The sequence below is a fragment of the Citrobacter sp. CRE-46 genome (assembly GCF_059615875.1).
In genome coordinates, this window is sequence record NZ_CM184341.1 from 4,512,846 (window position 1) to 4,538,834 (window position 25,989).

General features: G+C 51.2%; 20 protein-coding genes and 1 tRNA gene. 13 read left to right on the forward strand and 8 right to left on the reverse strand.

Going from position 1 to position 25,989, the window contains the following annotated elements; all coding sequences use genetic code 11:
• Positions 1-3: 3 nt before the first annotated feature.
• The 3 genes from AC534G_RS21935 (at position 4) to AC534G_RS21945 (ending at position 6,179) form a co-directional block, all read left to right on the forward strand.
• Positions 4-3,285 carry a DEAD/DEAH box helicase gene (locus AC534G_RS21935; RefSeq protein ID WP_240726113.1) on the forward strand — a complete coding sequence of 1,094 codons (3,282 nt, stop codon included), beginning with the start codon at positions 4-6 and terminating at the stop codon, positions 3,283-3,285.
• Between the two features lie 152 nt (positions 3,286-3,437).
• Positions 3,438-4,703, forward strand: a complete 1,266-nt coding sequence (locus tag AC534G_RS21940; protein ID WP_223369728.1) for a hypothetical protein — start codon at positions 3,438-3,440, stop codon at positions 4,701-4,703.
• 510 nt (positions 4,704-5,213) lie between these two features.
• Positions 5,214-6,179, forward strand: coding sequence for a 5'-nucleotidase (locus AC534G_RS21945; protein WP_040173626.1), 966 nt, complete (start codon positions 5,214-5,216; stop codon positions 6,177-6,179).
• 77 nt (positions 6,180-6,256) lie between these two features.
• Here AC534G_RS21945 and AC534G_RS21950 read toward each other — a convergent pair whose 3' ends face one another.
• The 3 genes from AC534G_RS21950 to AC534G_RS21960 all read right to left on the reverse strand — a co-directional run bounded on the left by AC534G_RS21950 (position 6,257) and on the right by AC534G_RS21960 (position 8,883).
• Complete coding sequence (locus AC534G_RS21950) at positions 6,257-7,132, reverse strand: phosphorothioated DNA-binding restriction endonuclease (RefSeq protein WP_040173629.1); 876 nt, start codon at positions 7,130-7,132, stop codon at positions 6,257-6,259.
• Between the two features lie 214 nt (positions 7,133-7,346).
• Positions 7,347-8,612 carry a tyrosine-type recombinase/integrase gene (locus tag AC534G_RS21955; RefSeq protein ID WP_019724876.1) on the reverse strand — a complete coding sequence of 422 codons (1,266 nt, stop codon included), beginning with the start codon at positions 8,610-8,612 and terminating at the stop codon, positions 7,347-7,349.
• A gap of 186 nt (positions 8,613-8,798) precedes the next feature.
• A tRNA-Leu gene (locus tag AC534G_RS21960) sits at positions 8,799-8,883 on the reverse strand.
• A 230-nt stretch (positions 8,884-9,113) separates the two neighbouring features.
• Here AC534G_RS21960 and ahr point away from each other — a divergent pair.
• Positions 9,114-10,133, forward strand: a complete 1,020-nt coding sequence (gene ahr / locus AC534G_RS21965; RefSeq protein ID WP_110496133.1) for an NADPH-dependent aldehyde reductase Ahr — start codon at positions 9,114-9,116, stop codon at positions 10,131-10,133.
• Positions 10,134-10,163: 30 nt separating this feature from the next.
• Here the strand turns inward: ahr and idnK are convergent, their stop codons facing one another.
• Entirely contained in the window at positions 10,164-10,685 is a 522-nt protein-coding gene (gene idnK, locus AC534G_RS21970; RefSeq protein ID WP_110496134.1) for a gluconokinase, read from the reverse strand.
• 216 nt (positions 10,686-10,901) lie between these two features.
• Between idnK and idnD the strand changes: the two genes are divergently transcribed.
• From idnD to AC534G_RS21995, 5 genes are all read left to right on the forward strand, one after another.
• Complete coding sequence (gene idnD, locus AC534G_RS21975; protein WP_038636800.1) at positions 10,902-11,945, forward strand: L-idonate 5-dehydrogenase; 1,044 nt, start codon at positions 10,902-10,904, stop codon at positions 11,943-11,945.
• A gap of 11 nt (positions 11,946-11,956) precedes the next feature.
• Positions 11,957-12,721, forward strand: a complete 765-nt coding sequence (gene idnO, locus AC534G_RS21980) for a gluconate 5-dehydrogenase (RefSeq protein WP_038636797.1) — start codon at positions 11,957-11,959, stop codon at positions 12,719-12,721.
• 256 nt (positions 12,722-12,977) lie between these two features.
• Positions 12,978-14,297 carry a gnt-II system L-idonate transporter gene (idnT, locus tag AC534G_RS21985; protein WP_038636794.1) on the forward strand — a complete coding sequence of 440 codons (1,320 nt, stop codon included), beginning with the start codon at positions 12,978-12,980 and terminating at the stop codon, positions 14,295-14,297.
• Between the two features lie 52 nt (positions 14,298-14,349).
• On the forward strand, positions 14,350-15,348 hold the full coding sequence (idnR, locus tag AC534G_RS21990; protein ID WP_038636791.1) for a DNA-binding transcriptional regulator IdnR: 999 nt from the start codon (positions 14,350-14,352) through the stop codon (positions 15,346-15,348).
• Between the two features lie 79 nt (positions 15,349-15,427).
• Positions 15,428-16,930 carry a helicase HerA-like C-terminal domain-containing protein gene (locus AC534G_RS21995; RefSeq protein ID WP_085048488.1) on the forward strand — a complete coding sequence of 501 codons (1,503 nt, stop codon included), beginning with the start codon at positions 15,428-15,430 and terminating at the stop codon, positions 16,928-16,930.
• A gap of 39 nt (positions 16,931-16,969) precedes the next feature.
• On the opposite strand, the gene lptG is transcribed toward AC534G_RS21995, so the two are convergent.
• From lptG to AC534G_RS22010, 3 genes are all read right to left on the reverse strand, one after another.
• Positions 16,970-18,052 (reverse strand): LPS export ABC transporter permease LptG, encoded by a 1,083-nt coding sequence (gene lptG, locus AC534G_RS22000; protein WP_038636788.1) that lies wholly within the window; start codon positions 18,050-18,052, stop codon positions 16,970-16,972.
• Positions 18,052-19,152 (reverse strand): LPS export ABC transporter permease LptF, encoded by a 1,101-nt coding sequence (lptF, locus tag AC534G_RS22005; protein ID WP_038636786.1) that lies wholly within the window; start codon positions 19,150-19,152, stop codon positions 18,052-18,054. Before lptF ends, lptG begins: the two co-directional genes overlap by 1 nt.
• A 62-nt stretch (positions 19,153-19,214) precedes the next feature.
• Positions 19,215-19,265, reverse strand: coding sequence for a hypothetical protein (locus AC534G_RS22010; RefSeq protein WP_212723231.1), 51 nt, complete (start codon positions 19,263-19,265; stop codon positions 19,215-19,217).
• A 153-nt stretch (positions 19,266-19,418) separates the two neighbouring features.
• Between AC534G_RS22010 and pepA the strand changes: the two genes are divergently transcribed.
• From pepA to AC534G_RS22030, 4 genes are all read left to right on the forward strand, one after another.
• Complete coding sequence (gene pepA / locus AC534G_RS22015) at positions 19,419-20,930, forward strand: leucyl aminopeptidase (protein ID WP_038636783.1); 1,512 nt, start codon at positions 19,419-19,421, stop codon at positions 20,928-20,930.
• 144 nt (positions 20,931-21,074) lie between these two features.
• Entirely contained in the window at positions 21,075-21,518 is a 444-nt protein-coding gene (holC, locus tag AC534G_RS22020) for a DNA polymerase III subunit chi (RefSeq protein WP_038636780.1), read from the forward strand.
• The gene (locus tag AC534G_RS22025; RefSeq protein WP_038636776.1) at positions 21,518-24,373 is read left to right on the forward strand and encodes a valine--tRNA ligase; all 2,856 of its coding nucleotides are present in this window, start codon (positions 21,518-21,520) and stop codon (positions 24,371-24,373) included. The genes holC and AC534G_RS22025 overlap by 1 nt, the downstream gene beginning before the upstream one ends.
• Positions 24,374-24,593: 220 nt before the next feature.
• Complete coding sequence (locus tag AC534G_RS22030; RefSeq protein ID WP_038636772.1) at positions 24,594-25,097, forward strand: GNAT family N-acetyltransferase; 504 nt, start codon at positions 24,594-24,596, stop codon at positions 25,095-25,097.
• Positions 25,098-25,123: 26 nt separating this feature from the next.
• On the opposite strand, the gene AC534G_RS22035 is transcribed toward AC534G_RS22030, so the two are convergent.
• Positions 25,124-25,954: a topoisomerase II gene (locus tag AC534G_RS22035; protein ID WP_110496135.1), complete on the reverse strand. Its 831-nt coding sequence runs from the start codon at positions 25,952-25,954 to the stop codon at positions 25,124-25,126.
• Between the last annotated feature and the right edge of the window lie 35 nt (positions 25,955-25,989).

The following is a 25,989-nucleotide window of genomic DNA, read 5'->3' on the forward strand; positions in this document are numbered from 1 at the left end:
CATATGGACTTATTTGACCTGTTAACAATTAAATTTACCTTGCCCGCGAAAGCTGCCCCTTTAAGAAAAGTGGGTGGGAATTATGTTCATAAATTACTTTGCCGATCAACAACAGTATCGGCTCAAGTCAGAAATGCACGTTTCCAAGGATATTTTGAACTTGTTACGGGTCTAAAGCCCCCTCTAGACTATATCTATCTGAAAGATCCAAATTCCAGGGGGAAATGCGCAGATGGTGTAGCTTCCCTTAAAGCGAAGGAACCATTTACATTCGAAAAATGGCGAGAAGATACTGAGTTAAGCTGGGAGCAATTTCCAGAGCAGGTATTTAGCACTTCGCCTAATGAGATTAATGAACAATGGTATCATCAATTTCAGTTTAGAGAGGACGACCCAGAGCACCGTTCTCCAGGTCTCAGAAAACCCCAACTGGGTGCACTTCATGCAATTGCAGGCTATTTCGCTACTGATTTGCAGGTAGAACCTGCTACCGTCGTACTGCCCACTGGAACGGGAAAAACGGAAACAATGCTGGCTACCATGATATACCAGCGATGCGAGCGAATTTTGCTCATAGTTCCATCTGACTCTCTCCGAACACAAATATCAAAAAAATTCATTGAGTTGGGATATTTGCCAGAGCTAACAGTCGTTCCGCCTAACATTGCCCTCCCTAATGTCGCTATTATTAAGAAGGGAATTCAGGTAGCGGAAGAAGCTAAGCAATTAGTTTGTGAATCAAACGTCTTGGTTGCTACGACCAACGTTTTGTCTGCCTGCTCCGAAGCAGCATTAAATGCACTTTGCGAGTCGTGTAGCCATCTTTTTGTTGATGAGGCCCATCATATCTCAGCCTCATCATGGCAGACAATTCGCGAACGATTCACAGACAAACGTGTAGTGCAGTTTACAGCTACTCCCTTTAGGAATGATAAAAAGTCCCTTGGTGGAAAAATTATCTATAACTATACGATGGGGGAAGCCCAACGAGCAGGCTATTTTACAAATGTAAATTTGCTGCCTGTAGAGGAGTATTACTCTGACCTTATGGATCATGCAATCGCGGATACAGCTGTAGGTCAACTACGTATAGACTTAAATAATGACCTTGACCATTTGCTCATGGCGCGTACTAGCAATAAGCAGCGAGCAGAAGAAATACTTACTATTTATCAGAAAATTGCACCAAACTTTAATCCAATTGTTGTTCATTCTGATTATCCTAAAACGGAAATAAAAAAACGTCTTAATAAATTATTATCAAGACATTCAAGAATCGTTATTTGCGTAGACATGTTGGGAGAAGGATATGATCTACCCAACCTGAAAATTGCCGCTTTGCATGATCATCATAAGTCTCTTGCCGTAACTTTGCAGTTCATTGGCCGCTTTACTCGTGTCAATAAAGCACAGAAAATTGGTCAAGCCAGTGTAGTCATGAATATTGCAGACCCGAATGTTGAAGGTGAATTACAGCATCTATATTCAACAGATGCCGATTGGGATAATGTATTAAGGCGACTCTCTGAAGGGCGAATTGCTAGAGAGATTAGGTTACAAGAGGTCGTGGATGCCTTAAAAAGGAAAGGTGATTTACACGATCAGATTTCTCTATGGAATCTTGAGCCAAGTTGTTCAGTCATGTTATTTCAAACATACTGTGACAATTGGGAGCCTGAAAGATACAAGGAAAAACTGCCCAGATTCGATGAATCCTGGCATGCAATAGCAGAAGATGAGAATTTGCTTGTTGTGCTAGCTGTCCAGGCAACTTCAGTCCGGTGGGGAAGCTACAAAGATCTTAAAGATACCAATTATAAAATTCTAATTGCTCATTGGGATCAAGACAGATCCGCCTTGTTTGTATTCTCAAATGACTATAAAGCATTTCGAGTTGAGAATCTAGTCAGTACTATTTGTGATAATAAATTTGAAGTTGTCAGTGGTGAAAAAGTCTTTAATGTATTTAATGGTATTGAATATCCTTTGGCAAGAAATTTAGGCGCATCTCAAATTGGGGCAATCAGCTTTACTCAATATTTTGGCCCAAATGTCACTGAGGGGCTATCACTAATTGAAGCGTCTCAATCAAGCTTAAGCAATATTGCTGCATTAGGTTATGAATCCGGAAACCGTGTAATCTGGGGATGCTCGCAACGCAGAGGTAAAGTCTGGTCACCACAAAAAGGTGGCAGCATTGCTGATTGGTGCAACTGGGTTAAGAAAGCCTGGGACAAGATCTTTAGTTCTGAACCGGATCCAAACAATCTTACGCGTAACTTTTTGCGTCCTGTCCCATTACTTGAACCCTATAATGAATATCCAATATCAGCTCAATGGGGTGAGTATTTGCTTACTGCGTTCGAAGATAAAGTTATTTTTCATTTTGATACTGTATCTGCTCATTTATATTTAGTAGAGGTCAGGACTGCTGGAAAATTTGAAGATGGTAATGTGCGACTCATTTTCTCTACAGATGAAACGTCATCTGAATATAAATTATGTCTCACGGGAAGTGCTACAGCGAAAGGTTATGCCTATCAGTTGATATCTGGCCCTGACGTTTTTGTACAGCGTGGTGAATCTGAACCTGTATCACTATCAGAGTATATGGAAATTGATCCAGTAATGATTCATTACTCCGATGGCTCATTTTCATACAACGCTCATATAGTCCATGTAAGCCAAAATATTGGCCTTTATGACAAAGACGAAATTGTAGCTTTTGATTGGAAGGGAACTGATGTTCGAGTGGAATCAATGGGCTATACTCGTGATCCATCATCCATCCAATGGCGTTGGTACAGTGAAATTAAAGATAATTACGATGTCATTATTAATGATGATGGTAAAGGTGAGTCAGCAGATTTAGTGGGGTTGAGAATAGTTGATGACTGTATTGTTCTCTCTTTAATCCATTGCAAGTATTCAGGCTCAGAAGAAGCTGGAGCAAGACTTAAAGATCTTTACGAAGTATGTGGGCAGGCGCAGAGATGCATTCGTTGGAAACACCTGAATCTTTCCTATTTATACCATCACATTAAGCGTCGCGAGGAACAGTGGCGATCGCGTGGTCATTCTCGCTTTCTGAAAGGCACTATAAAAGACCTTGCTGCTATGAAAGAGCGCTCCAGAATCACACCTCTTAAATTCCAAGTTGTTATTGTTCAACCAGGACTTAGAGTAAGCAAAATTAATGAAGAAGGCCTTAAGTTACTTGGCAGTACGGCCTTATTTATCAAGAAAACAACGATGGCAGATTTAGTTGTTATTGGTTCTAAATAGGGCGAAAAATTGACAATTTTCGACTTTAGTAATATTAAACAACGAATTGAATATGCTATAAAAATGATGGAAAAAGCAAGAAAAGAGAGTAAATTATGATCCTATTCTTTTATCCTTACATAATGCTTTGCTATAGCGCTGGATACGCTTTATTGCAAACACTGGATGGGATGGGTGTGATTAGTACCAACTTTGTGGAAATGAACGCACAGGGTGCTCTTTTGAGCAGTTACTGGTCTCCCAATAAAGTTGCTGTAGTCTTAGGAGGATGTTTTCTTGAGCTCTTTATTTTATTATTACCCTTTATTTTCTTGAGCTCATGGATACTTGCCAGAAAAAAGGGACTCATCATTTGTTTTGTTCTTCTTATAACCCCTGGCCTATTATCGCTCTGTCACCTTCTTCCTGCTATCCAGTGGTTGCCATTGACCTATGAAATAGGAGGTGCAGGTGCAACAGGTAACGCAGCTGGACTCGGAAGTCTTAGCCTCATAGGGCTATTGTGCGGTTGGATTTTGGCAGTAATCATTAGTGATATTTTTGCTACAGGAGAGAAATTCAGACAGTGGACAGATATTTTCCTAATACTGACAGCAGTTGGTAACGGTATTTTCTGGGTATCAGACAGAGAGGTAGCAGTCGGTAAAACCGCATATGAGAAAACAATTACGGATATTAATGATGCAGCCAAATACCTTCTTTTTCAGGTGAAAGACTACAGCCGCATGTGTGACAATAACGGGCTTACCGAAATGTCATCTTGTCAGTGGGCATCGTACATTCAAGAAACGCTAGAAAATATTGCTAGTACAAAATCATCTGTTATTGAATATGTAATACCTGAAAATCTTGACACCTTCTACCGAATTCCTGAGTACTATAGTAATCAAGTATCTCCAGATAAAATCAGACAAGAATTTCAAGACTTCAATAAAAAACTATGCCCAAATAAACCTCTTTCCAAAACAATAACACAATTGCCATCACCTTCTCGATGGTGCCAGACACCACCCCCAGCTTACTGCAATGCCATTCAAGAGGGAAAATATAAAACAGGCATGTCAGACCGTTTCGCTGTCGCCAATGAGTGTGTAACTACATCATTATTAAGGTACCGCCAAGTTTTATTAAAAGAACAAGCTCGTTTATCCTTAAGTAAAAATGCCCCTCATTATAGATGGATGTGGTTTATTGCTATGTCTTTTTTTATTGGTGGGAAAATTGCCAATGTAATGACAAAAATAGGTAATGTAGAGAATCGTGGCATAACTGAAAAACATAGAGTTAAATTTATCCTTTTAAAAATACTTGGCTTTATTGTGCGTACATTAATAAGATGTGCCATCTTGTGTTGGAAAGTGTTTTTTTCAACGTTCAATTATATCAAAAAATTGAAGGCAATAAAGAATGATACTTAAATAAAATAGTGGCAAACTTTCAATTGCAAGGTTAATCTTGGTGTTGAAATGAATAAAGAAAAAGGGGTACTTTCTCCTGTACCCTTGGAGTTTACGTTAGATGATACATCTGAATCTACTGTGGGGATTCACTAGCGGCAACAGTGTTTTGTACTCAACCGGTTATACAATAGCATCCATGACTGATTGAGCGTAGAGCTCAGTAACGTTATTAATTAACAAACTATTGAAAGAATTCGCGGATCGCTCTTACCGATAAAATCAGTGAATGTATTGCTCTTGGTGATAATACCATTGGGAAAAATTACCAACCAGCCATCCCATTAAGGCTAGCCGATTAACTTTAATTAAACGGATATGGCAAACAATTCAAATGTCATTACCACGGTTGATTTTTTCGTAGTAAAACAGCGTAACCCTTTTCTCCCGGTTTGCATCCAAGAAACCTGCTCATCATTGCTGCTGAAGATATATACTGCCCTTACACGATAATTGTTTAGGAAAGTAACCATGCCTTTAGATTTAAGTAACACTTTAGTTATTGGCATCAGCGCAACTGCGCTTTTCGACATGAGCGAATCCGATCGTATGTTTCGGGAAACCTATGCGACCGATCCTGATAGTGCCATTGAGAAGTACCGCGCCTACATGCTCGAACACGAAAACCAGCCTTTACAGCCCGGAACAGGCTACCCCTTAGTCAAAGCGTTGCTGGGTCTGAACCGGTACCGCCAGCCGGATGATAAATCGCCGTTGGTTGAGGTTGTTGTGATGTCGCGTAACAGCCCTGATACGGGTATCCGCGTTTTGAATACTATCCGCCATGACAGGCTCGATATCACGCGTTCTGCCTTTACGGCAGGCGAAACCGTTGCCGATTACCTTGATGCATTTGATGTGGATCTATTTTTAACAACTAACGTTGAAGATGCGCAAAAGGTGATTGATTCCCGATTCTGCGCTGCTGCAATCCTGAAAGATCCGCCTTCCGACGCCTCCGATATCCCGGAGGGGCAAGTGCGCATTGCTTTTGACGGCGACGCGGTACTTTTTTCCGATCAAAGCGAGTTAGTATATAAAACACAAGGGATGGCTGCCTTTCATGCTCAGGAAGACGCGCAGCAGGATATTCCTATGGAAGAAGGGCCATATGCCACTCTGTTAAAAAAAATAGCCAAGCTTCAGGAACGACTGCCAACCCGCGTTGAGTATTCTCCCGTCCGTATTGCACTAGTGACGGCCAGAAACAGCCCATCAGAAATGCGCGTCATTAAAACGCTCAGAAGCTGGGGAGTATACGTCGATGAGGCTTTTTTTCTGGGTGGTGTAGAGAAAACAAAAGTCCTGAAGGCGTTTAAGCCACACATTTTCTTTGACGATCAGGATGTGCATTTGATCGCAGCGGCAAAGGTTGTACCTTCTGGAAAAGTCCCTTATGCCAGTAACTCCGAACTTGCAGAACGTGAAGCATCGTGATTATCGCTGACAAACCATTTAGTCATTAAGACTGAATGGTTTGTATGCCACTCGCAAAATATCTGCCCTACCTCAAATCAATGCTCTCCTCTGAACACCTCTTTCCTGTGCCATTCCACAAACTTCTCTCCCGGATAATTTTCTTTAACAGGTGGCAACGCAATCGCCTTTCCCGCAAAATCCCAGAACAGTCGCTGTACCACCCCACCACCATTTACCGCGTCGGAAACATTCACACGCATATTTTCATCCAAACCAATCGAACCACGATCAAACGCTTTATGATGGATTGCGCACAACGCCAGGCCGTTAGGTACTTCACAAGGGCCATGGTGCTGCTTCCATCTGATATGGGCAGCTTCCAGAGCAATCGGCGCATTGTCGTGGCGCATGTTAAAGCCGCATATAGCGCACTGATAATTGTAAGCACGTAGCACCATCTGGCGGAATTTCGGATCGCGTTGACGGAGAGAGGTGCGAATATCAAAACCCATTTCGTCAGCGATGTCTTCCTGAATACTGGCCGGGAAATGTGCCTCCAGGAGCTGCTGCGCCAGCGTATCAATTAACCTGTGATTTTTTGCCACCAACGCAAAATTGTCGGCATCAAATCCACCCGCGACATTATATTCGGTGAGTTCACGACGGGGCGGCTGGCGGCTACCATTGGTTGAGCACAGTTCCGCGTTTTGTAGTTCCCAGAAGCCATCGCCCTTCAGACGCCAGAACGGCATGTCCGGGCGCTGGTCACGGCGGTGCGGTCCATAACGTTCCAGAAGATCCAACAGGGGCTCGTAGATTTCAGAACTATAGTTAAACAGGCGCTCATGACCCTGCCGATAGCGTGAAAGGACATGCAGCAGCAATAATGGCTTATGTGGCGCACGCTGTTCGCCTTTGCGCCAAATGGTGATATTTGATATCGCTTGCTTCAGGGTTTTGTCAGAGGTCATTACGTTGAAGAATCCATGAGCACATATTTGCGATGATGCTCGCAACTTTATGTACATTCAAGGCATTATTGCAGACGTCCTTTTTGTCTGGCGACTCTGTACCTGGCAGATGGAATTCTGATAACAACGGTAAAAAATACAGCGACCAACCAGTCCTAAAGGGCTGGTTGGTCATTTTAATTTAAACATCAACCGAGAAATAAAGGCATTCAACTCACTCGCCATTACCCCGGTTGATCTTCGCATAGTCAAACGGCGTAATCCCTTTCCCTCGATTGGCATCCAGAAAATCCGCCCACCACTGCAACATCAGCTTGCGCTCATCCAGGTGTTCCGCTTTATGGATATACGCCGCCCTCACCGAATTGCGTTCCATATGGCTCATCTGCCTTTCCACCGCATCCTTCGACCATAGTCCTGACTCAATTAACGAACTACAGGCCATTGTGCGAAAGCCGTGACCGCAAACCTCAACTTTAGTGTCATAGCCCATCACCCGGAGCGCACTGTTTACGGTGTTCTCACTCATTGGCTTACGCGGATCATGATCGCCAATAAAGATCAACTCATGTTCGCCACAGAACTGTTTTATCTGCTTCAGGATCGCCAGCGCCTGCTTTGAAAGCGGCACCAAATGCGGTGTACGCATCTTTGAACCTCGCTGAGAATGTTTCACATCAGGAATGGGCTCTCGCTCAGGTGGGATGGTCCACATTGACGTTTCAAAATCGATTTCTGACCAGCGAGCAAAACGCAGCTCACTGGATCGAATAAAGATAAGCAGGGTAAGTTCTGTTGCCCAGCGGGTTAGCGGCCTGCCGGTATAGTTGTCTATTTTCTCAAGCAACTCAGAGATGCGCTTTAATTCCAGCGCCGGACGATGTTGTCGATTACCGGAAGCAACCGCCCCAGCCATCTCTTGTGCCGGGTTATAATCAATTAACCCACTTTGCACCGCATACCGCATGATGGCCGTAGTGCGCTGTTGAAGACGAGCAGCAACCTCAAGACGTCCAGACATCTCTACGGCTTTAATGGGCGCTAATAAATCACGAGTTTTTAACTCAGCGATATTACGCTCACCAAGCGCTGCAAAAAGATTATCTTCCAGGCTTTTTAGCACGCGATGGGCGTGATCTTCAGACCACTTTTTATTGGTGCCATGCCACTCGATCGCTACCTCTTTAAAGGTTCGTGCTTTACTCTGTTCAACCTTATCATTTTTCTTTTTGTCTCCCGGATCGACGCCATTCGCTAGTAGCTTACGCGCTTCGTCACGACGTGCTCTGGCATCCGCCAGTGTGATTTCAGGGTAAACCCCAAGTGCCAACATCTTTTGCTTGCCGTCATAACGGTACTGCAAACGCCAGTACTTAGAACCATTTGGATGGACAAGAAGGTGCATACCGCTGCCATCGGTCAGCTTATATTGCTTATCCGTTGGCTTGGCTGTTCTGACTTTGATATCTGTTAGAGCCATGCTTATCCCCTCCCTGTTGGTACAAGCATTATCGAACCGGAAATACCATCATCTATACCAACATCTGTTGGTAGATGTACGTTGATGTCGGTTGACCTTGAGAGAGTTAATATAGCGGGAAAGGTAGATAAATACTGGATTTTAGACATAAAAAAAGACCTCAGTTGAGGTCCATTTACATGCTTTTGGTGCCGAAGGCCGGACTCGAACCGGCACGTATTTCTACGGTTGATTTTGAATCAACTGCGTCTACCGATTTCGCCACTCCGGCACGGAAGGGATGCGGAAAACGTTGTGGATTATACCTGTCATGCGCCACCATGCAAGCGTCAGCGTGCGTATGGCCCGCTAAGTGTTGAAAATTTCAGCATTACCTTTCGGAGCTGCAATCAACATCACGGTTTAGTCCCCGCAATAACCTCCTTAAGCCCCCGTTCTGCGAAGCGTCCCGTTTCCCCATGCTCTACACTTCCAATTCAACACCACACTGAGGGAAACACGATGTCGATGATAAAAAGCTACGCCGCAAAATCGGCGGGCAGCGAACTCGAACTCTATGAATATGATGCGGGCGAGCTTAAGCCGGAAGATGTCGAGGTACAGGTCGATTACTGCGGTATCTGCCATTCCGATTTGTCGATGATCGACAACGAATGGGGGTTCTCTCAGTATCCGCTGGTTGCCGGGCATGAGGTGATTGGTCGCGTGGCGGCGCTAGGCAGCGCGGCGCAGGATAAGGGTCTGAAAGTTGGCCAGCGCGTCGGCGTTGGCTGGACGGCGCGCAGCTGCGGGCATTGCGACGCCTGTATCAGCGGTAATCAGATTAACTGCCTGCAAGGTTCCGTTCCCACGATTCTCAATCGCGGTGGCTTTGCCGAGAAGCTGCGGGCCGACTGGCAGTGGGTGATCCCGCTGCCGGATAGCATCGACCTGGCGGCGGCTGGCCCATTGCTGTGCGGCGGTATCACGGTGTTCAAACCGCTACTGATGCACCACATCACTGCCACCAGCCGCGTCGGGGTGATCGGCATCGGCGGCCTGGGGCATATCGCCATTAAGCTGTTACACGCGATGGGCTGCGAGGTGACCGCGTTCAGCTCCAATCCGGCGAAAGAGCAGGAGGTACTGGCGATGGGAGCGGATAAGGTGGTCAACAGCCGCGATCCGGATGCGCTAAAAGCGCTGGCGGGCCAGTTCGATCTCATCATTAACACGGTTAACGTCGACCTCGACTGGCAGCCCTATTTTGAAGCGCTGGCCTACGGCGGTAACTTCCATACCGTCGGCGCGGTGCTGAAACCGCTGCCGGTGCCAGCATTTACCTTAATTGCCGGCGATCGTAGCATCTCCGGTTCGGCGACCGGTACGCCCTTCGAGCTGCGTAAACTGATGAAGTTTGCCGGGCGCAGCAAGGTATCGCCGACCACCGAACTGTACCCGATGTCGCAAATTAACGACGCTATCCAGCACGTGCGCGACGGCAAAGCCCGCTACCGCGTGGTGCTGAAAGCCGACTTCTGATGCAGGGCTCAGTCCCGCAAGGGGCTGGGCCTATTGCCCGCTACGAAACGCAAGCACCGCCTGGCGGCACTGTTCCGTCACATGCTCGATGTCATGGTTCACATCGATGCGGGCAATATCGCGTTCATCTTCCTGCGGACACTCCAGCGCGTCGAACTGGCTTTTTAACAAGCCCACCGGCATAAAATGCCCTGCCCGACGCTGCATGCGCGCCAGAATGGTCTCGTAATCACCATCCAGCCACAGAAAATGCACATTCGGGCTGCCCTGCCGCAATATATCGCGGTACTGTTTTTTTAATGATGAGCAGACAATAAATCCGGTCTCATTCTTTTTATATAAACTGTATGAGGCATCATTTAATCGCGCTAACCAGGGAAGTCTGTCCTCATCGGTTAATGGAATACCCTCAGACATTTTATCAATATTTTTGGCTGGATGAAGATCGTCGCCATCAATGAATTTAGCCGATAATACAGCGGCAATTTTGCTACCAATTAAAGATTTACCGCTCCCCGAAACGCCCATCAAAATATAACTTTCCCCGGCCATCAAAAAACTCCAGATTTATATTCCATGACGCGATACTACGCCTTGCACATTGCAGAATTCATCTTTTTTCGGCGCGACCGCACAGATTTACAAGGCGCATCACGTTATGCGTAACATTGTAGTGTAACAATTTTCCAGCGTGACTTACTTCACAAATAATAATAATTAAAACCGCTTAAATGCTGTCGAGGTTACTACCTGACCAGTGAGGCATTTATGCAAGTCAAAACCCAATCCTGCGTTGTCGCGGGTAAGAAAACTGTTGCCATTACCGACCAAAATATTGAATGGGATAATAAAGGAACATTAGTAAAAATTACCCGCGGTGGTATTTGCGGTTCCGATTTACATTATTATCAGGAAGGGAAAGTCGGTAATTTCACTGTTAAAGCGCCGATGATTTTAGGCCATGAAGTTATTGGTAAAGTGGTGCACAGCGACTCCAAAGAATTACATGAAGGTCAGTCAGTGGCGATTAATCCGTCGAAGCCGTGCGGCCACTGTAAATACTGTTTGCAGCACGAAGAAAACCAGTGCACGGAAATGCGCTTTTTTGGTAGCGCCATGTATTTTCCCCATGTCGACGGCGGTTTTACCCGGTTTAAAACCGTCGATACCGCGCAGTGTATCCCCTACCCCCAAGAGGCCGATGAAAAAGTCATGGCCTTTGCCGAACCGTTAGCGGTCGCGATCCACGCCGCGCATGAAGCGGGCGACCTGCAGGGCAAGCGCGTGTTTATCTCCGGCGTCGGTCCTATCGGCTGCCTGATCGTCAGCGCGGTAAAAACGCTCGGCGCGGCAGAGATTGTCTGTGCTGATATCAGCCCGCGTTCGCTGTCGCTGGCCCAGCAGATGGGGGCCGACACGCTGATTAACCCGCAGCAGGACTCGCTCGAGGAGTGGAAAAAAGAGAAAGGCTACTTCGACGTTAGCTTCGAAGTCTCCGGTCATCCGTCCTCAATCACCACCTGTCTGGAAGTAACCCGCGCAAAAGGCGTGATGGTGCAGGTCGGCATGGGCGGCGCGGTGCCGGACTTCCCGATGATGATGCTGATCGGCAAAGAGATCGCGCTCAAAGGTTCGTTCCGCTTTACCACCGAGTTCAACACCGCGGTGTCGTGGCTGGCGAATAACGTTATCGATCCGCTGCCGTTACTCAGCGCCGAATATCCATTTACCGAGCTTGAACAAGCGCTGATCTTCGCCGGGGACAAAACCCAGGCGGCAAAGGTCCAGCTCGTTTTTGCAGAAACAAAATAAGGAATAACATGATGAACGATCTTTTTTCACTGGACGGCAAAAACATTCTGATCACCGGTTCGGCTCAGGGTATTGGTTATTTACTGGCGACCGGCCTGGGTAAATACGGCGCGCAGATTATCGTCAATGATATTACGCCAGAGCGCGCGGAGGCAGCCGTCGCCAAACTGCAGCAGGAAGGGATCCGCGCCGTTGCCGCGCCATTTAATGTTACGCAGAAACAGGACATTGATGCCGCCATCGAGCATATCGAAAAAGACATTGGCCAAATTGATGTGCTGGTGAATAACGCCGGTATCCAGCGCCGCCATCCCTTTACCGAGTTCCCGGAACAGGACTGGAACGATGTGATTGCCGTTAACCAGACGGCGGTGTTCCTGGTCTCGCAGGCGGTCACTCGCCGCATGGTGGAACGCCAGGCCGGGAAGGTCATCAACATCTGCTCGATGCAGAGCGAACTGGGCCGCGACACCATTACGCCGTACGCCGCCTCCAAAGGCGCGGTGAAAATGCTCACCCGCGGAATGTGTGTTGAGCTGGCGCGCCACAATATCCAGGTCAACGGTATCGCGCCGGGCTACTTCAAAACCGAGATGACTAAAGCGTTGGTCGAGGATGAAGCCTTTACCTCCTGGCTGTGCAAACGTACGCCAGCCGCGCGCTGGGGCGATCCGCAGGAGCTGATCGGCGCGGCGGTATTCCTCTCTTCCAAAGCATCCGATTTTGTTAACGGGCACCTGTTGTTCGTCGATGGCGGCATGCTGGTCGCCGTCTGATACAACACAACGCAACATCACGCAGCGCCCAGGCGCTGCATTTTGGCACCCACCCGAAATCATTCGAGTTGCAGGACAAAATGCCAAAAGCATTTTGAACAGCGCTTGCGCTGGCCCCGAAGGGGCGAGGCCGCAGGTCGAGTAACGCGGCAAGTGAATGAACCCGATGAGCTTACTTGAGTAAGTGATTCGGGTGAGTGAGCGCAGCCAACACACCTGCAACTTGAAGTATGACGGGGATATAAGAGAAACGATTATGCCATTAATAATAATTGCGGCAGGCGTCGCGCTGCTTCTGGTCCTGATGATTGGCTTTAAAGTTAACGGCTTTATTGCGCTGGTCCTGGTGGCGGCGGTCGTCGGTTTTGCCGAAGGGATGGATGCTCAGGCCGTTCTGCACTCTATACAAAATGGGATCGGCGGTACGCTCGGCGGGCTGGCGATGATCCTCGGGTTTGGCGCGATGCTCGGCAAGCTGATCTCCGATACCGGCGCAGCCCAGCGCATCGCCACCACGCTGATTGACACGTTCGGTAAGAAACGTGTGCAGTGGGCGCTGGTGATCACCGGTCTGGTCGTCGGTCTGGCGATGTTCTTCGAAGTCGGCTTTGTTCTGCTGCTGCCGCTGGTATTTACGGTGGTGGCCTCTTCCGGTCTGCCGCTGCTGTATGTCGGCGTGCCGATGGTGGCGGCGCTGTCCGTAACCCACTGTTTCCTGCCGCCGCATCCGGGCCCCACCGCGATTGCCACCATTTTCGAGGCCAATCTCGGCACCACCCTGCTGTACGGTTTTATTATTACCATCCCGACGGTAATTGTCGCCGGGCCGCTGTTTTCTAAACTGCTGACCCGCTTTGAGAAAGCGCCGCCGGAAGGGTTATTCAACCCGCATCTGTTCACCGAAGAAGAGATGCCGTCGTTCTGGAACAGTATCTTTGCGGCGGTTATCCCGGTCATACTGATGGCGGTGGCGGCGGTATGTGAAATTACGCTGCCGAAGTCCAACAGCGTGCGGGTATTCTTTGAGTTTATCGGCAACCCTGCGGTCGCCTTGTTTATCGCCATCGTGCTGGCCATTTTTACCCTTGGTCGACGTAACGGACGGACGATCGAGCAAATTATGGATATCATTGGCGACTCTATCGGCGCAATCGCGATGATTGTGTTCATCATCGCCGGGGGCGGTGCGTTTAAGCAGGTACTGGTCGACAGCGGCGTGGGGCAGTATATCTCGCACCTGATGACCGGCACGTCGCTCTCTCCGCTGCTGATGTGCTGGACGGTCGCCGCGTTGCTGCGCATCGCGCTCGGTTCTGCGACCGTGGCGGCGATCACCACCGCAGGCGTGGTGCTGCCGATTATTAACGTCACGCATGCCGACCCGGCGCTGATGGTGCTGGCTACCGGCGCGGGCAGCGTGATTGCCTCCCACGTTAACGATCCGGGATTCTGGCTGTTTAAAGGCTATTTTAATCTCAGCGTTGGGGAAACATTGCGTACCTGGACGGTGATGGAGACACTGATTTCCATTATGGGTCTGCTGGGCGTACTGGCGCTGAACGCCATCCTGCATTAAGACGGTCATCACCGGGGAGCACAGGTCAGCGCTCCCCGGCACGGGAGAGAAAATGAGGAACCACAGAATTTCTTTGCAAGATATCGCCACACTGGCGGGCGTGACCAAAATGACGGTGAGCCGCTACATTCGCTCGCCGAAAAAGGTCGCAAAGGAAACCGGTGAACGCATTGCGCAGATTATGGAGGAGATTAATTACATCCCCAACCGCGCGCCCGCGATGCTGCTGAATGCGCAAAGCTATACGCTCGGCGTGCTGATCCCCTCGTTTCAAAACCAGCTGTTCGCTGACATTCTGGCCGGTATTGAGTCGGTCACCTCGGACCATAACTATCAGACGCTGATCGCCAACTACAATTATGACCGGGAATCCGAGGAAGAGTCGGTGATCAACCTGCTGTCGTACAATATCGACGGCATTATTCTGTCCGAGAAATATCACACTCTGCGCACGGTTAAATTTCTGCGTTCAGCCAATATTCCGGTGGTCGAGCTGATGGATATTCAGGGTGACCGTCTGGACATGGAGGTGGGCTTTGATAACCGTCAGGCGGCGTTTGATATGGTCAGCACCATGCTGGATAAACGCCCGCGCCGCAAAATCCTCTATCTGGGTTCGAAAGACGACGTGCGCGATGAACAGCGCTATCGCGGTTATTGCGATGCCATGACGCGGCGGGGTCTGTCGCCACTGCGCGTTAATCCGCGTTCTATTTCTTCCATTCATCTCGGCACCCAGATGATGCGGGACGCGCTCGCCGCGCATCCGGATTTAGACGGCGTCTTTTGCACCAACGACGATATTGCGATGGGCGCGCTGCTGCTGTGCCGCGAACGCGAGCTGGCCGTTCCGGAACAGATCTCGATTGCTGGTTTTCACGGACTGGAAATGGGGCGGCAGATGATCCCCAGCCTCGCCAGCGTGATCACCCCGCGTTTCGACATTGGCCGTATGGCGGCGCAAATGTTGCTGAGCAAAATCAAGAACAACGACCATAACCACAACACCGTGGATTTGGGGTATCAGATTTATCACGGCCATACGCTTTAAGATTTTTTATCTCCCTTGCTCATACTTTCTTTCATTCATATTGCCTATACTCCAGGCAGGATAAATGGAGGAAATCTCAATGAGCGCACCCCTGCTAATCGCCCGCACGCCGGACACCGAACTGTTTTTACTCCCAGGCATGGCCAACCGTCACGGGCTGATTACCGGCGCGACCGGGACCGGTAAAACCGTCACGCTACAGAAACTGGCCGAATCGCTGTCTGAGATTGGCGTGCCGGTATTTATGGCCGACGTAAAAGGTGACTTAACCGGCGTAGCGCAGGAAGGACAAGCCTCTGAAAAGCTGCTCGCCCGCCTGAAAAACATCGGCATTACCGACTGGCAACCGCATGCGAATCCGGTCACGGTGTGGGATATCTTCGGCGAAAAAGGCCACCCGGTGCGGGCCACGGTCTCTGACCTCGGGCCGCTGCTGCTGGCGCGTCTGCTGAATCTCAACGATGTGCAGTCCGGCGTGCTGGATATTATCTTCCGTATTGCCGATGACCAGGGTCTGTTGCTGCTCGATTTCAAAGATCTGCGGGCCATTACGCAGTACATCGGCGATAACGCTAAATCGTTCCAGAACCAGTACGGCAACATCAGCAGCGCCTCGGTGGGCGCTATCCAGCGCGGACTGCTGTCGCTGGAACAACAGGGAGCGGCGCACTTCTTTGGCGAGCCGATGCTGGATATCAAAGACTGGATGCGCACTGACGCCAGCGGTAAAGGGGTAATCAACATCCTCAGCGCCGAGAAGCTGTACCAGATGCCCAAACTGTACGCCGCCAGCCTGCTGTGGATGCTCTCCGAACTGTATGAACAACTGCCGGAAGCCGGCGATCTGGAGAAGCCAAAACTGGTGTTCTTCTTCGACGAAGCCCATCTGTTGTTCAATGACGCCCCGCAGGTGCTGCTGGATAAAATTGAACAGGTGATCCGCCTGATCCGCTCGAAAGGGGTCGGCGTGTGGTTCGTTTCACAAAACCCTTCCGATATTCCGGACAACGTACTCGGGCAGTTGGGAAACCGCGTGCAACATGCCCTGCGCGCCTTCACGCCGAAAGATCAGAAAGCGGTGAAAACCGCGGCGCAAACTATGCGCGCCAATCCGGCATTTGATACTGAAAAAGCCATTCAGGAGTTGGGTACCGGCGAAGCGCTAATTTCCTTCCTCGATGCCAAAGGTAGCCCCTCCGTAGTGGAACGGGCGATGGTAATTGCGCCGTGCTCGCGCATGGGACCGGTAACCGACGACGAGCGCAACGGGCTGATTAATCACTCCTCATTGTATGGAAAATATGAGGAAGAGGTCGACCGTGAGTCCGCCTATGAGCGTTTACAGCAAGGCGTACAGGCCAGCACCGAGCAGCAAAATACGCCTCCCGCCAACGGTAAAGCGATCGACGTGGATGGCGGTATTCTCGGGGGGTTGAAAGATATTCTGTTTGGCAGCACCGGACCACGCGGCGGTAAGCGCGATGGCGTAGTACAGAGCGTGGCGAAAAGCGCGGCGCGACAGGTCACTAATCAGATAATTCGCGGCATGTTGGGAAGTTTGATGGGCGGCAGAAAACGCTAGCAGTGAAATGCCCCTCCCGCACTACGGGAGGGGCGGATATTACGACTTACGCAGCATCAACCACAGGCTTATCAGGAAGAAGCTGGCGCTAGGCAGCAACGCGCCGATAATCGGCGGAATGCCGTACACCAGCGTTAATGGGCCAAAGATTTGGTCCAGCACATAGAACACAAAACCGAAGCTAATCCCTGTCACCACGCGCACGCCCATCGGGACGCTACGCAGCGGGCCAAAGATAAACGACAGTGCCATCAGCATCATGACCGCCACTGACAACGGCTGGAAGACTTTGCTCCACATATTGAGCTGGTAACGTCCGGCGTCCTGGCCGCTCGACTTCAGATACTTCACGTAGTTATGCAGACCGCTAATCGAGAGCGCATCAGGATCCAGCGCGACGACGCCGAGCTTGTCCGGCGTAAGGTTGGTTTTCCAGGTCCCGCTCACCATCTGCGAACCAGTGATTTGCTTTGGATCGGTCAGGTTAGATTCATCCACCTGCGACAGACGCCACACCTTCTGCTCCGGGTCAAACGTCGCGCTCGCGGCATAGCGAACGGACTGCAAACGACGTTTATCATTAAAGGAGTAAATACTAATTCCGCCTAACTCGGCGTCGCCTTTCACCCGCTCGATGTAGACAAAGCTGTCACCATCTTTCGCCCACAATCCCTGCTGCGTAGAGAGCAGCGAGCCACCGTACATCTGCTGGGCACGATAGTTACGCGCCATCTGTTCGCCCTGCGGCGCCACCCATTCACCGATGGCCATCGTCAACAGCACCAGCGGAATCGCGGTTTTCATTACCGACAGCGCCACCTGCATACGGGTAAATCCGGAAGCCTGCATTACCACCAGTTCACTACGCTGGGCCAACATGCCCAGCCCCAACAACGCGCCGAGCAGCGCCGCCATCGGGAAGAAAATCTGGATATCTTTTGGTGCGCTGAGCAGGGTATACAGCCCGGCGCCCATCGCATCGTAGCTCCCCTGCCCGGCTTTTTTCAGCTGGTCGACGAACTTGATGATCCCGGAGAGCGACACCAGCATGAACAACGTCATCATGATGGTGGTGAAAATGGTTTTACCGATATAGCGGTCAAGTACACCAAAGGGCTGCATTATACCGCTCCTTTACGCATAAAACGGGCACGCAAGCGGCGCATAGGCACCGTATCCCAGAGGTTAAGTACAATCGCCAGCGCCAGATACGCCAGGTTAACCGTCCACATCCAGAACACCGGATCCAGCTTACCTTTGCCGCCGTTCGACTTCAGGGATGTCTGGACCAGGAAGAACAGCAAATAGAGCAGCATGGCGGGCAGCATCGACAGTACGCGCCCCTGACGCGGGTTCACCACGCTCAGCGGTACGACCATCAGCGCCATCATAAATACGGTGAATACTAACGTGATACGCCAGGTCAGCTCCGCGCGAGCACGATCGTTGTCGGTCGTCCACAGCGTACGCATATCCATCTGGTCGGTATCGTTTGGATCCAGCGCCACAGCCTGATGGCCAATAATCGCCTGATAATCCTGGAAGTCAGTGATGCGGAAATCACGCAGCAGCGCAGTCCCTTCAAAGCGCGTGCCCTGGTTCAGCGTCACGACCTGGGAGCCATCGCGCATCTGGGTAAGATGTCCGGAATCAGCCACCACCACCGAAGGACGGGCATTACCTTTCGGGCGGATTTGCGCGAGGAACACATCTTTGAAGTTGCTGCCGTCAACGCTTTCGATAAACAGCACCGAACCGCCGTTAGTCGCCTGCTGGAATTGCCCCTGAGCAAGCGCAGCCATGCCGGGGTTAGCTTTCGCTTCCGCCAGCACTTCGTCCTGATGCCTGGAGGACCATGGTCCGGCCCACATCACGTTAACCGCCGCAATAATACTGGTAAACAACGCCAGCACCATCGCCGCTTTCACGAGCACAGCCTTGCTCAGCCCACAGGCGTGCATGACCGTAATTTCACTTTCGGTATACAGTTTGCCCAGCGTCATCAGCAGCCCGAGGAACAGGCTTAAGGGCAAGATAAGTTGCGCCATTTCTGGCACGCCCAGCCCCAGCAGCGAGAGCACCAGATTCGCCGGGATATCACCGTCAACCGCCGCACCAAGGATCCTGACTAACTTTTGACAAAAGAAGATCAAAAGCAGGATGAAAAGGATCGCAAGTTGGCTTTTGAGCGTTTCCCGAACCAGATATCTTATGATTATCACTTTAAATACGCCCGTAAAAACCCGTCTTTTGCCGGAATTTAGCTTGTTTCATGGCTTAAACGTCATTTATTCTCTTGAGTCGTCGAAATCGTCGCTAAGATCATTATACTCAACGGATCCACCTCTCAGAAATTGTTCTGACGTGCCAATGCCGTAATAACGTTAAGATTAACACGAAGTCACCGCAACAGCGGGAATGAGTTACGAAAGCTTGCAATTCTATCCGTAGCCACCGCCGTTGTCTTTAAGATTCAGGAGCGTAGTGCATGGAGTTCAGTGTAAAAAGCGGTAGCCCGGAGAAACAGCGGAGTGCCTGCATCGTTGTGGGCGTCTTTGAACCACGCCGCCTCTCTCCGATTGCAGAGCAGCTCGACAAGATCAGCGACGGGTACATCAGCGCGCTGCTGCGTCGTGGCGAACTGGAAGGCAAACCGGGTCAAACCCTGTTGCTACACCATGTTCCTAATGTCCTGTCGGAGCGAATTCTCCTCATCGGTTGTGGTAAAGAGCGTGAGCTTGATGAACGTCAGTATAAGCAGGTCATTCAGAAAACTATAAATACCCTGAATGATACAGGCTCGATGGAAGCCGTCTGTTTCCTGACTGAGCTGCACGTCAAAGGCCGCAATAACTACTGGAAAGTACGTCAGGCCGTTGAGACGGCCCAGGAAACGCTGTACAGCTTTGATCAGTTGAAGACTAACAAAAGCGAACCACGTCGTCCGCTGCGTAAAATGGTCTTCAACGTACCGACCCGCCGCGAACTGACCAGCGGTGAACGTGCCATTCAGCACGGCCTGGCGATTGCCGCCGGGATCAAAGCGGCAAAAGATCTCGGCAATATGCCGCCGAATATCTGTAACGCCGCCTACCTGGCTTCTCAGGCGCGTCAGTTGGCTGACAGCTATAGCAAAAATGTTGTCACTCGCGTCATCGGTGAGCAGCAGATGAAAGAGCTGGGCATGCACTCCTATCTTGCGGTCGGCAATGGTTCGCAAAATGAATCGCTGATGTCGGTGATTGAGTATAAAGGTGTCGAATCCGAAGACGTACGCCCGATCGTGTTGGTGGGTAAAGGGTTAACCTTTGACTCCGGCGGTATCTCCATCAAACCTGCCGAAGGTATGGATGAGATGAAATACGACATGTGCGGCGCGGCAGCGGTTTACGGCGTGATGCGCATGGTGGCGGAGCTACAGTTGCCAATCAACGTCGTCGGCGTACTGGCGGGCTGCGAAAACATGCCGGGCGGCCGCGCGTATCGCCCAGGCGATGTGCTGACGACCATGTCTGGTCAAACCGTTGAAGTACTGAACACCGATGCTGAAGGCCGTCTGGTACTGTGCGACGTGTTAACCTACGTCGAGCGTTTTGAACCGGAAGCGGTCATTGATGTGGCAACGCTGACCGGCGCGTGCGTGATTGCATTGGGTCATCACATCACCGGCCTGATGTCGAACCACAATCCGCTGGCGCACGAGCTGATCGGTGCTTCCGAGCAGGCGGGCGACCGCGCGTGGCGCCTGCCGTTGGGTGATGAATTCCAGGAACAACTGGAGTCCAACTTTGCGGATATGGCCAACATCGGCGGCCGTCCTGGCGGCGCTATCACCGCGGGCTGCTTCCTGTCGCGCTTTACCCGTAAATATAACTGGGCGCACCTGGACATCGCGGGTACCGCATGGCGTTCCGGTAAAGCCAAAGGCGCCACCGGTCGTCCGGTAGCGCTGCTGTCGCAGTTCCTGCTCAATCGCGCCGGATTTAACGGCGACGAGTAATGTGTAAATGCCGGATGGCGCTACGCTTATCCGGCCTACAAAGCAGTAAGCTGTAGGCCTGATAAGACGCGCGAGCGTCGCCATCAGGCGAAAAGGCCGGGTCACCCGGCCTTGTATTTAAATCCACCACAAGAAGCCCCATATATGAAGAATGCGACGTTCTATCTTCTGGATAATGACACTACCGTTGATGGCTTAAGCGCCGTCGAGCAACTGGTGTGTGAAATTGCCGCAGAACGTTGGCGTGCTGGCAAGCGTGTGCTGATCGCCTGCGAAAACGAAAAGCAGGCCTTTCGCCTTGATGAAGCCCTGTGGGCAAGACCGGCAGAAAGCTTCGTGCCGCATAATCTGGCGGGTGAAGGTCCCAGAGGCGGCTCGCCGGTAGAGATTGCCTGGCCGGAAAAACGCAACAGCAGCCCGCGCGACCTGCTGATCAGTTTGCGCGTTGGCTTTGCAGATTTTGCCACCGCTTTCACAGAAGTGATAGACTTCGTCCCTTACGAAGATTCTTTGAAACAATCGGCACGCGATCGCTACAAAGCATACCGCGTGGCTGGTTTTAACCTGAATACGGCAACCTGGAAATAATGGAAAAGACATATAACCCACAAGATATCGAACAGCCGCTTTACGAGCACTGGGAAAAGCAGGGCTATTTCAAACCTAACGGCGATGAAAGCAAAGAGTCCTTCTGCATCATGATCCCGCCGCCGAACGTCACCGGCAGTTTGCATATGGGTCATGCTTTCCAGCAAACCATCATGGACACGATGATCCGCTACCAGCGCATGCAGGGCAAAAACACCCTGTGGCAGGCCGGTACCGACCACGCGGGTATCGCGACCCAGATGGTGGTTGAGCGTAAGATTGCCGCTGAAGAAGGTAAAACTCGTCACGACTACGGTCGCGAAGCGTTTATCGACAAAATCTGGCAGTGGAAAGCGGAATCTGGCGGCACCATTACCCGTCAGATGCGCCGTCTCGGCAACTCCGTTGACTGGGAGCGCGAGCGCTTCACCATGGACGAAGGTCTTTCCAATGCCGTGAAAGAAGTCTTTGTTCGCCTGTACAAAGAAGACCTGATTTACCGTGGCAAACGCCTGGTGAACTGGGATCCGAAACTGCGCACCGCCATCTCTGACCTGGAAGTGGAAAACCGCGAGTCCAAAGGCTCGATGTGGCACATCCGCTATCCGCTGGCCGACGGCGTGAAGACCGCAGACGGTAAAGATTACCTGGTCGTCGCTACCACCCGTCCGGAAACCATTCTCGGGGATACCGGCGTGGCCGTTAACCCGGAAGATCCGCGCTACAAAGATCTGATCGGTAAATTCGTTGTCCTGCCGCTGGTTGACCGCCGTATTCCGATCGTGGGCGACGAACACGCCGACATGGAAAAAGGCACCGGCTGCGTGAAGATCACCCCGGCGCACGACTTTAATGACTACGAAGTCGGGAAACGTCACGGCCTGCCGATGATCAACATTCTGACCTTTGACGGCGACATCCGTGAAACTGCGGAAGTGTACGACACCAAAGGCGAAGAGTCCGACGTTTACTCCAACGCGATTCCGGCTGAATTCCAGAAGCTGGAACGCTTTGCTGCCCGTAAAGCCATCGTCGCAGCCGTTGACGCGCTGGGCCTGCTGGAAGAAATTAAACCGCACGACCTGACCGTTCCTTACGGCGACCGTGGCGGCGTGGTTATCGAACCGATGCTGACCGACCAGTGGTACGTCCGTGCCGACGTGCTGGCGAAACCAGCGGTTGAAGCCGTTGAAAACGGTAGCATTCAGTTCGTGCCGAAGCAGTACGAAAACATGTACTTCTCCTGGATGCGTGATATTCAGGACTGGTGTATCTCTCGTCAGCTGTGGTGGGGTCACCGTATCCCGGCATGGTACGACAACGACGGCAACGTTTATGTAGGCCGTACCGAAGACGAAGTCCGCCAGGAAAACAACCTCGGCGCCGACGTTGCGCTTCGTCAGGACGAAGACGTTCTCGACACCTGGTTCTCCTCCGCGCTGTGGACTTTCTCCACCCTCGGCTGGCCGGAAAACACCGACGCGCTGCGTCAGTTCCACCCAACCAGCGTGATGGTCTCCGGCTTCGACATCATCTTCTTCTGGATTGCCCGCATGATCATGATGACCATGCACTTCATCAAAGATGAAAACGGCAAGCCGCAGGTGCCGTTCCATACCGTCTACATGACCGGTCTGATCCGTGACGACGAAGGCCAGAAGATGTCCAAATCCAAGGGTAACGTCATTGACCCGCTGGATATGGTCGACGGCATCTCTCTGCCGGAACTGCTGGAAAAACGTACCGGCAACATGATGCAGCCGCAGCTGGCTGAGAAGATTGCCAAACGTACCGAGAAGCAGTTCCCGAACGGCATTGAGCCGCACGGCACCGACGCCCTGCGCTTTACCCTGGCGGCGCTGGCCTCGACCGGCCGCGACATCAACTGGGATATGAAGCGCCTGGAAGGTTACCGTAACTTCTGTAACAAGCTGTGGAACGCCAGCCGCTTTGTGCTGATGAACACTGAAGGTCAGGATTGCGGCTTCAACGGCGGCGAAATGACCCTGTCGCTGGCAGACCGCTGGATCCTGGCTGAATTCAACCAGACCGTTAAAGCGTACCGCGAAGCGCTGGATAACTTCCGCTTCGACATCGCCGCGGGCATTCTGTACGAGTTCACCTGGAACCAGTTCTGCGACTGGTATCTGGAGCTGACCAAACCGGTGATGACCGGAGGTTCCGAGTCTGAACTGCGCGGCACCCGCAATACGCTGGTCACCGTGCTGGAAGGTCTGCTGCGCCTGGCGCATCCGATCATCCCGTTCATCACCGAAACCATCTGGCAGCGCGTGAAGGTCATTTGCGGTATTACCGCTGACACCATCATGCTGCAGCCGTTCCCGGAATATAACGCCGCGCAGGTTGATGAAGCCGCGTTGGCCGATACCGAATGGCTGAAGCAGGCGATCGTCGCCGTACGTAATATCCGTGCGGAAATGAACATCGCGCCGGGCAAACCGCTGGAGCTGCTGCTGCGTGGTTGCAGCGCTGACGCGATGCGTCGTGTAAACGACAACCGTAGCTTCCTGCTGAACCTGGCGCGTCTGGAAAGCATCACCGTGCTGCCTGCCGATGACAAAGGTCCGGTTTCCGTGACCAAAATCATCGACGGCGCCGAACTGCTGATCCCGATGGCTGGCCTCATCAACAAAGAAGATGAGCTGGCGCGTCTGGCGAAAGAAGTGGCGAAAATCGAAGGTGAGATTGCCCGTATCGAAGGCAAACTTTCCAACGAAGGTTTCGTCGCTCGTGCGCCGGAAGCGGTGATCGCCAAAGAGCGTGAGAAGCTGGACGGTTACGCGGAAGCCAAAGCGAAGCTGATTGAGCAGCAGGCGGTTATCGCCGCGCTGTAATCATCGTGCCCGTATATTTGCCGGATGGCGCTGCGCTTATCCGGCCAACGGGCAGCGTCAACGTAGGTCGGATAAGCGTAGCGCATCCGACACCACTGACGAATAAAAAGCCTCTGAGCGTGTGCATCAGAGGCTTTTTATTGAATTATCATCGCTTGCACTTCCCCTCCCCGCAGTGTTATTAACTGCATATGTTCCACGTTTCTGTCATGAGTTCGCTATGAGTGTTACTACCCCTGTCTTTGCGACGCTGCGTCGTCTTACCGCCGACGATAACGCCGCCATCGCCCGCGTTATCCGCCAGGTTTCCGCCGAATACGGGCTTACCGCTGATAAAGGCTATACCGTGGCCGACCCAAATCTGGATGAACTGTTCCAGGTTTACAGCCAGCCGGGCGCAGCCTATTGGGTCGTTGAGCAGAATGGTCAGGTGGTGGGCGGCGGCGGCGTCGCGCCGTTAGGCTGTAGCGAGCCGGACATTTGCGAGCTGCAGAAGATGTATTTCCTGTCGAGCGTACGCGGCCAGGGGCTGGCGAAAAAGCTGGCGCTGATGGCGCTGGATCACGCCCGTGAGCAGGGTTTTAAGCAGTGCTATCTGGAAACGACCGCGTTTCTGACTGAGGCTATTCGCCTGTATGAACATTTAGGCTTTGAGCACATCAGCGAAGCGCTGGGCTGTACCGGGCACGTGGATTGTGAAGTGCGGATGTTAAAGCCCCTCTGACCTTACGCAGAGGGGCCATATTAACCTTACTGCATCTCAGCTGAAAGCATCAGACGAATCACGCCGGCCGAACGCGCGGTCGGCAGCTTCAACACCTGTGACCAGAGATCCTGCACTATCTCACAGGCAATATTCTCTTTGCCGACAGCTTTAGTCGGATCGGCCATGATTTGAATATCCGGTCCATAGCGCTGTACCAGGCCAGGGCTGATGCTTTGCAGGTCCTGAAGCGCCAGTTGCTTTTCCTCTGCCGTAACCGTATGTTTTTTCGGTCCGTGAGAGGCGTACATCATGCTCATGTCACTCGCCATACGACGATCCATGATCTCACGCGGAACAAGACGTGCCGGGTTAATCCCACCTTTTACCGCCGGAAACAGGAAGCGGAAGCATTCGTCATCACCTATTTTGGCCACGGCGGCAATCTGCTCAAGATTAATTTTCATATATTCAATGACATTGGCATCAGGAGCTTGCTGCAATCGTGCCATTTGCAACTGAAGAATCTGCGGCTGTATCGCGTCGATAACCTGCTGTTCACTGCTCCCTGCTTTTTTCATCTGCGCTGCCTGGCTGATTATTTTTTGCGTCAGCGCAGGCTCCTGTTCCTTAATCACCTGAAACGCCGGATTAGAGAGCATCGCCTTTTCAAACTGCTGCTCTTCGGTCAGACCATAATCCGGGTTTTCACGTGGGATCAGGTAGTGCACATCAAACAGATTCCACGCAATAATCGCCACCACAAAGACCACCGCGCCAGAGATCTTGCCCAGCCACCCTTTTTTACGGAACATGCCAACGACGATGGCAATCACCACCCCGATATAGCCTGCTAACAATACGTGAGCCCAGTTCATTAACCATCCTTATGCAAAACAATCTCGAGTAAGGA

Bases quoted from the DNA above. Each gene is read 5' to 3' on its own strand.
- pepA (WP_038636783.1), top strand. From the start codon at position 19,419: ATGGAGTTCAGTGTAAAAAGCGGTAGCCCGGAGAAACAGCGGAGTGCC.
- idnT (WP_038636794.1), top strand. From the start codon at position 12,978: ATGCCATTAATAATAATTGCGGCAGGCGTCGCGCTGCTTCTGGTCCTG.
- AC534G_RS21950 (WP_040173629.1), bottom strand. From the start codon at position 7,132: ATGACCTCTGACAAAACCCTGAAGCAAGCGATATCAAATATCACCATT.
- idnO (WP_038636797.1), top strand. From the start codon at position 11,957: ATGAACGATCTTTTTTCACTGGACGGCAAAAACATTCTGATCACCGGT.
- AC534G_RS21955 (WP_019724876.1), bottom strand. From the start codon at position 8,612: ATGGCTCTAACAGATATCAAAGTCAGAACAGCCAAGCCAACGGATAAG.
- AC534G_RS22030 (WP_038636772.1), top strand. From the start codon at position 24,594: ATGAGTGTTACTACCCCTGTCTTTGCGACGCTGCGTCGTCTTACCGCC.
- AC534G_RS21935 (WP_240726113.1), top strand. From the start codon at position 4: ATGGACTTATTTGACCTGTTAACAATTAAATTTACCTTGCCCGCGAAA.
- AC534G_RS22035 (WP_110496135.1), bottom strand. From the start codon at position 25,954: ATGAACTGGGCTCACGTATTGTTAGCAGGCTATATCGGGGTGGTGATT.
- ahr (WP_110496133.1), top strand. From the start codon at position 9,114: ATGTCGATGATAAAAAGCTACGCCGCAAAATCGGCGGGCAGCGAACTC.
- AC534G_RS22025 (WP_038636776.1), top strand. From the start codon at position 21,518: ATGGAAAAGACATATAACCCACAAGATATCGAACAGCCGCTTTACGAG.
- idnD (WP_038636800.1), top strand. From the start codon at position 10,902: ATGCAAGTCAAAACCCAATCCTGCGTTGTCGCGGGTAAGAAAACTGTT.
- lptG (WP_038636788.1), bottom strand. From the start codon at position 18,052: ATGCAGCCCTTTGGTGTACTTGACCGCTATATCGGTAAAACCATTTTC.
- AC534G_RS21945 (WP_040173626.1), top strand. From the start codon at position 5,214: ATGCCTTTAGATTTAAGTAACACTTTAGTTATTGGCATCAGCGCAACT.
- idnR (WP_038636791.1), top strand. From the start codon at position 14,350: ATGAGGAACCACAGAATTTCTTTGCAAGATATCGCCACACTGGCGGGC.
- idnK (WP_110496134.1), bottom strand. From the start codon at position 10,685: ATGGCCGGGGAAAGTTATATTTTGATGGGCGTTTCGGGGAGCGGTAAA.
- AC534G_RS21995 (WP_085048488.1), top strand. From the start codon at position 15,428: ATGAGCGCACCCCTGCTAATCGCCCGCACGCCGGACACCGAACTGTTT.
- holC (WP_038636780.1), top strand. From the start codon at position 21,075: ATGAAGAATGCGACGTTCTATCTTCTGGATAATGACACTACCGTTGAT.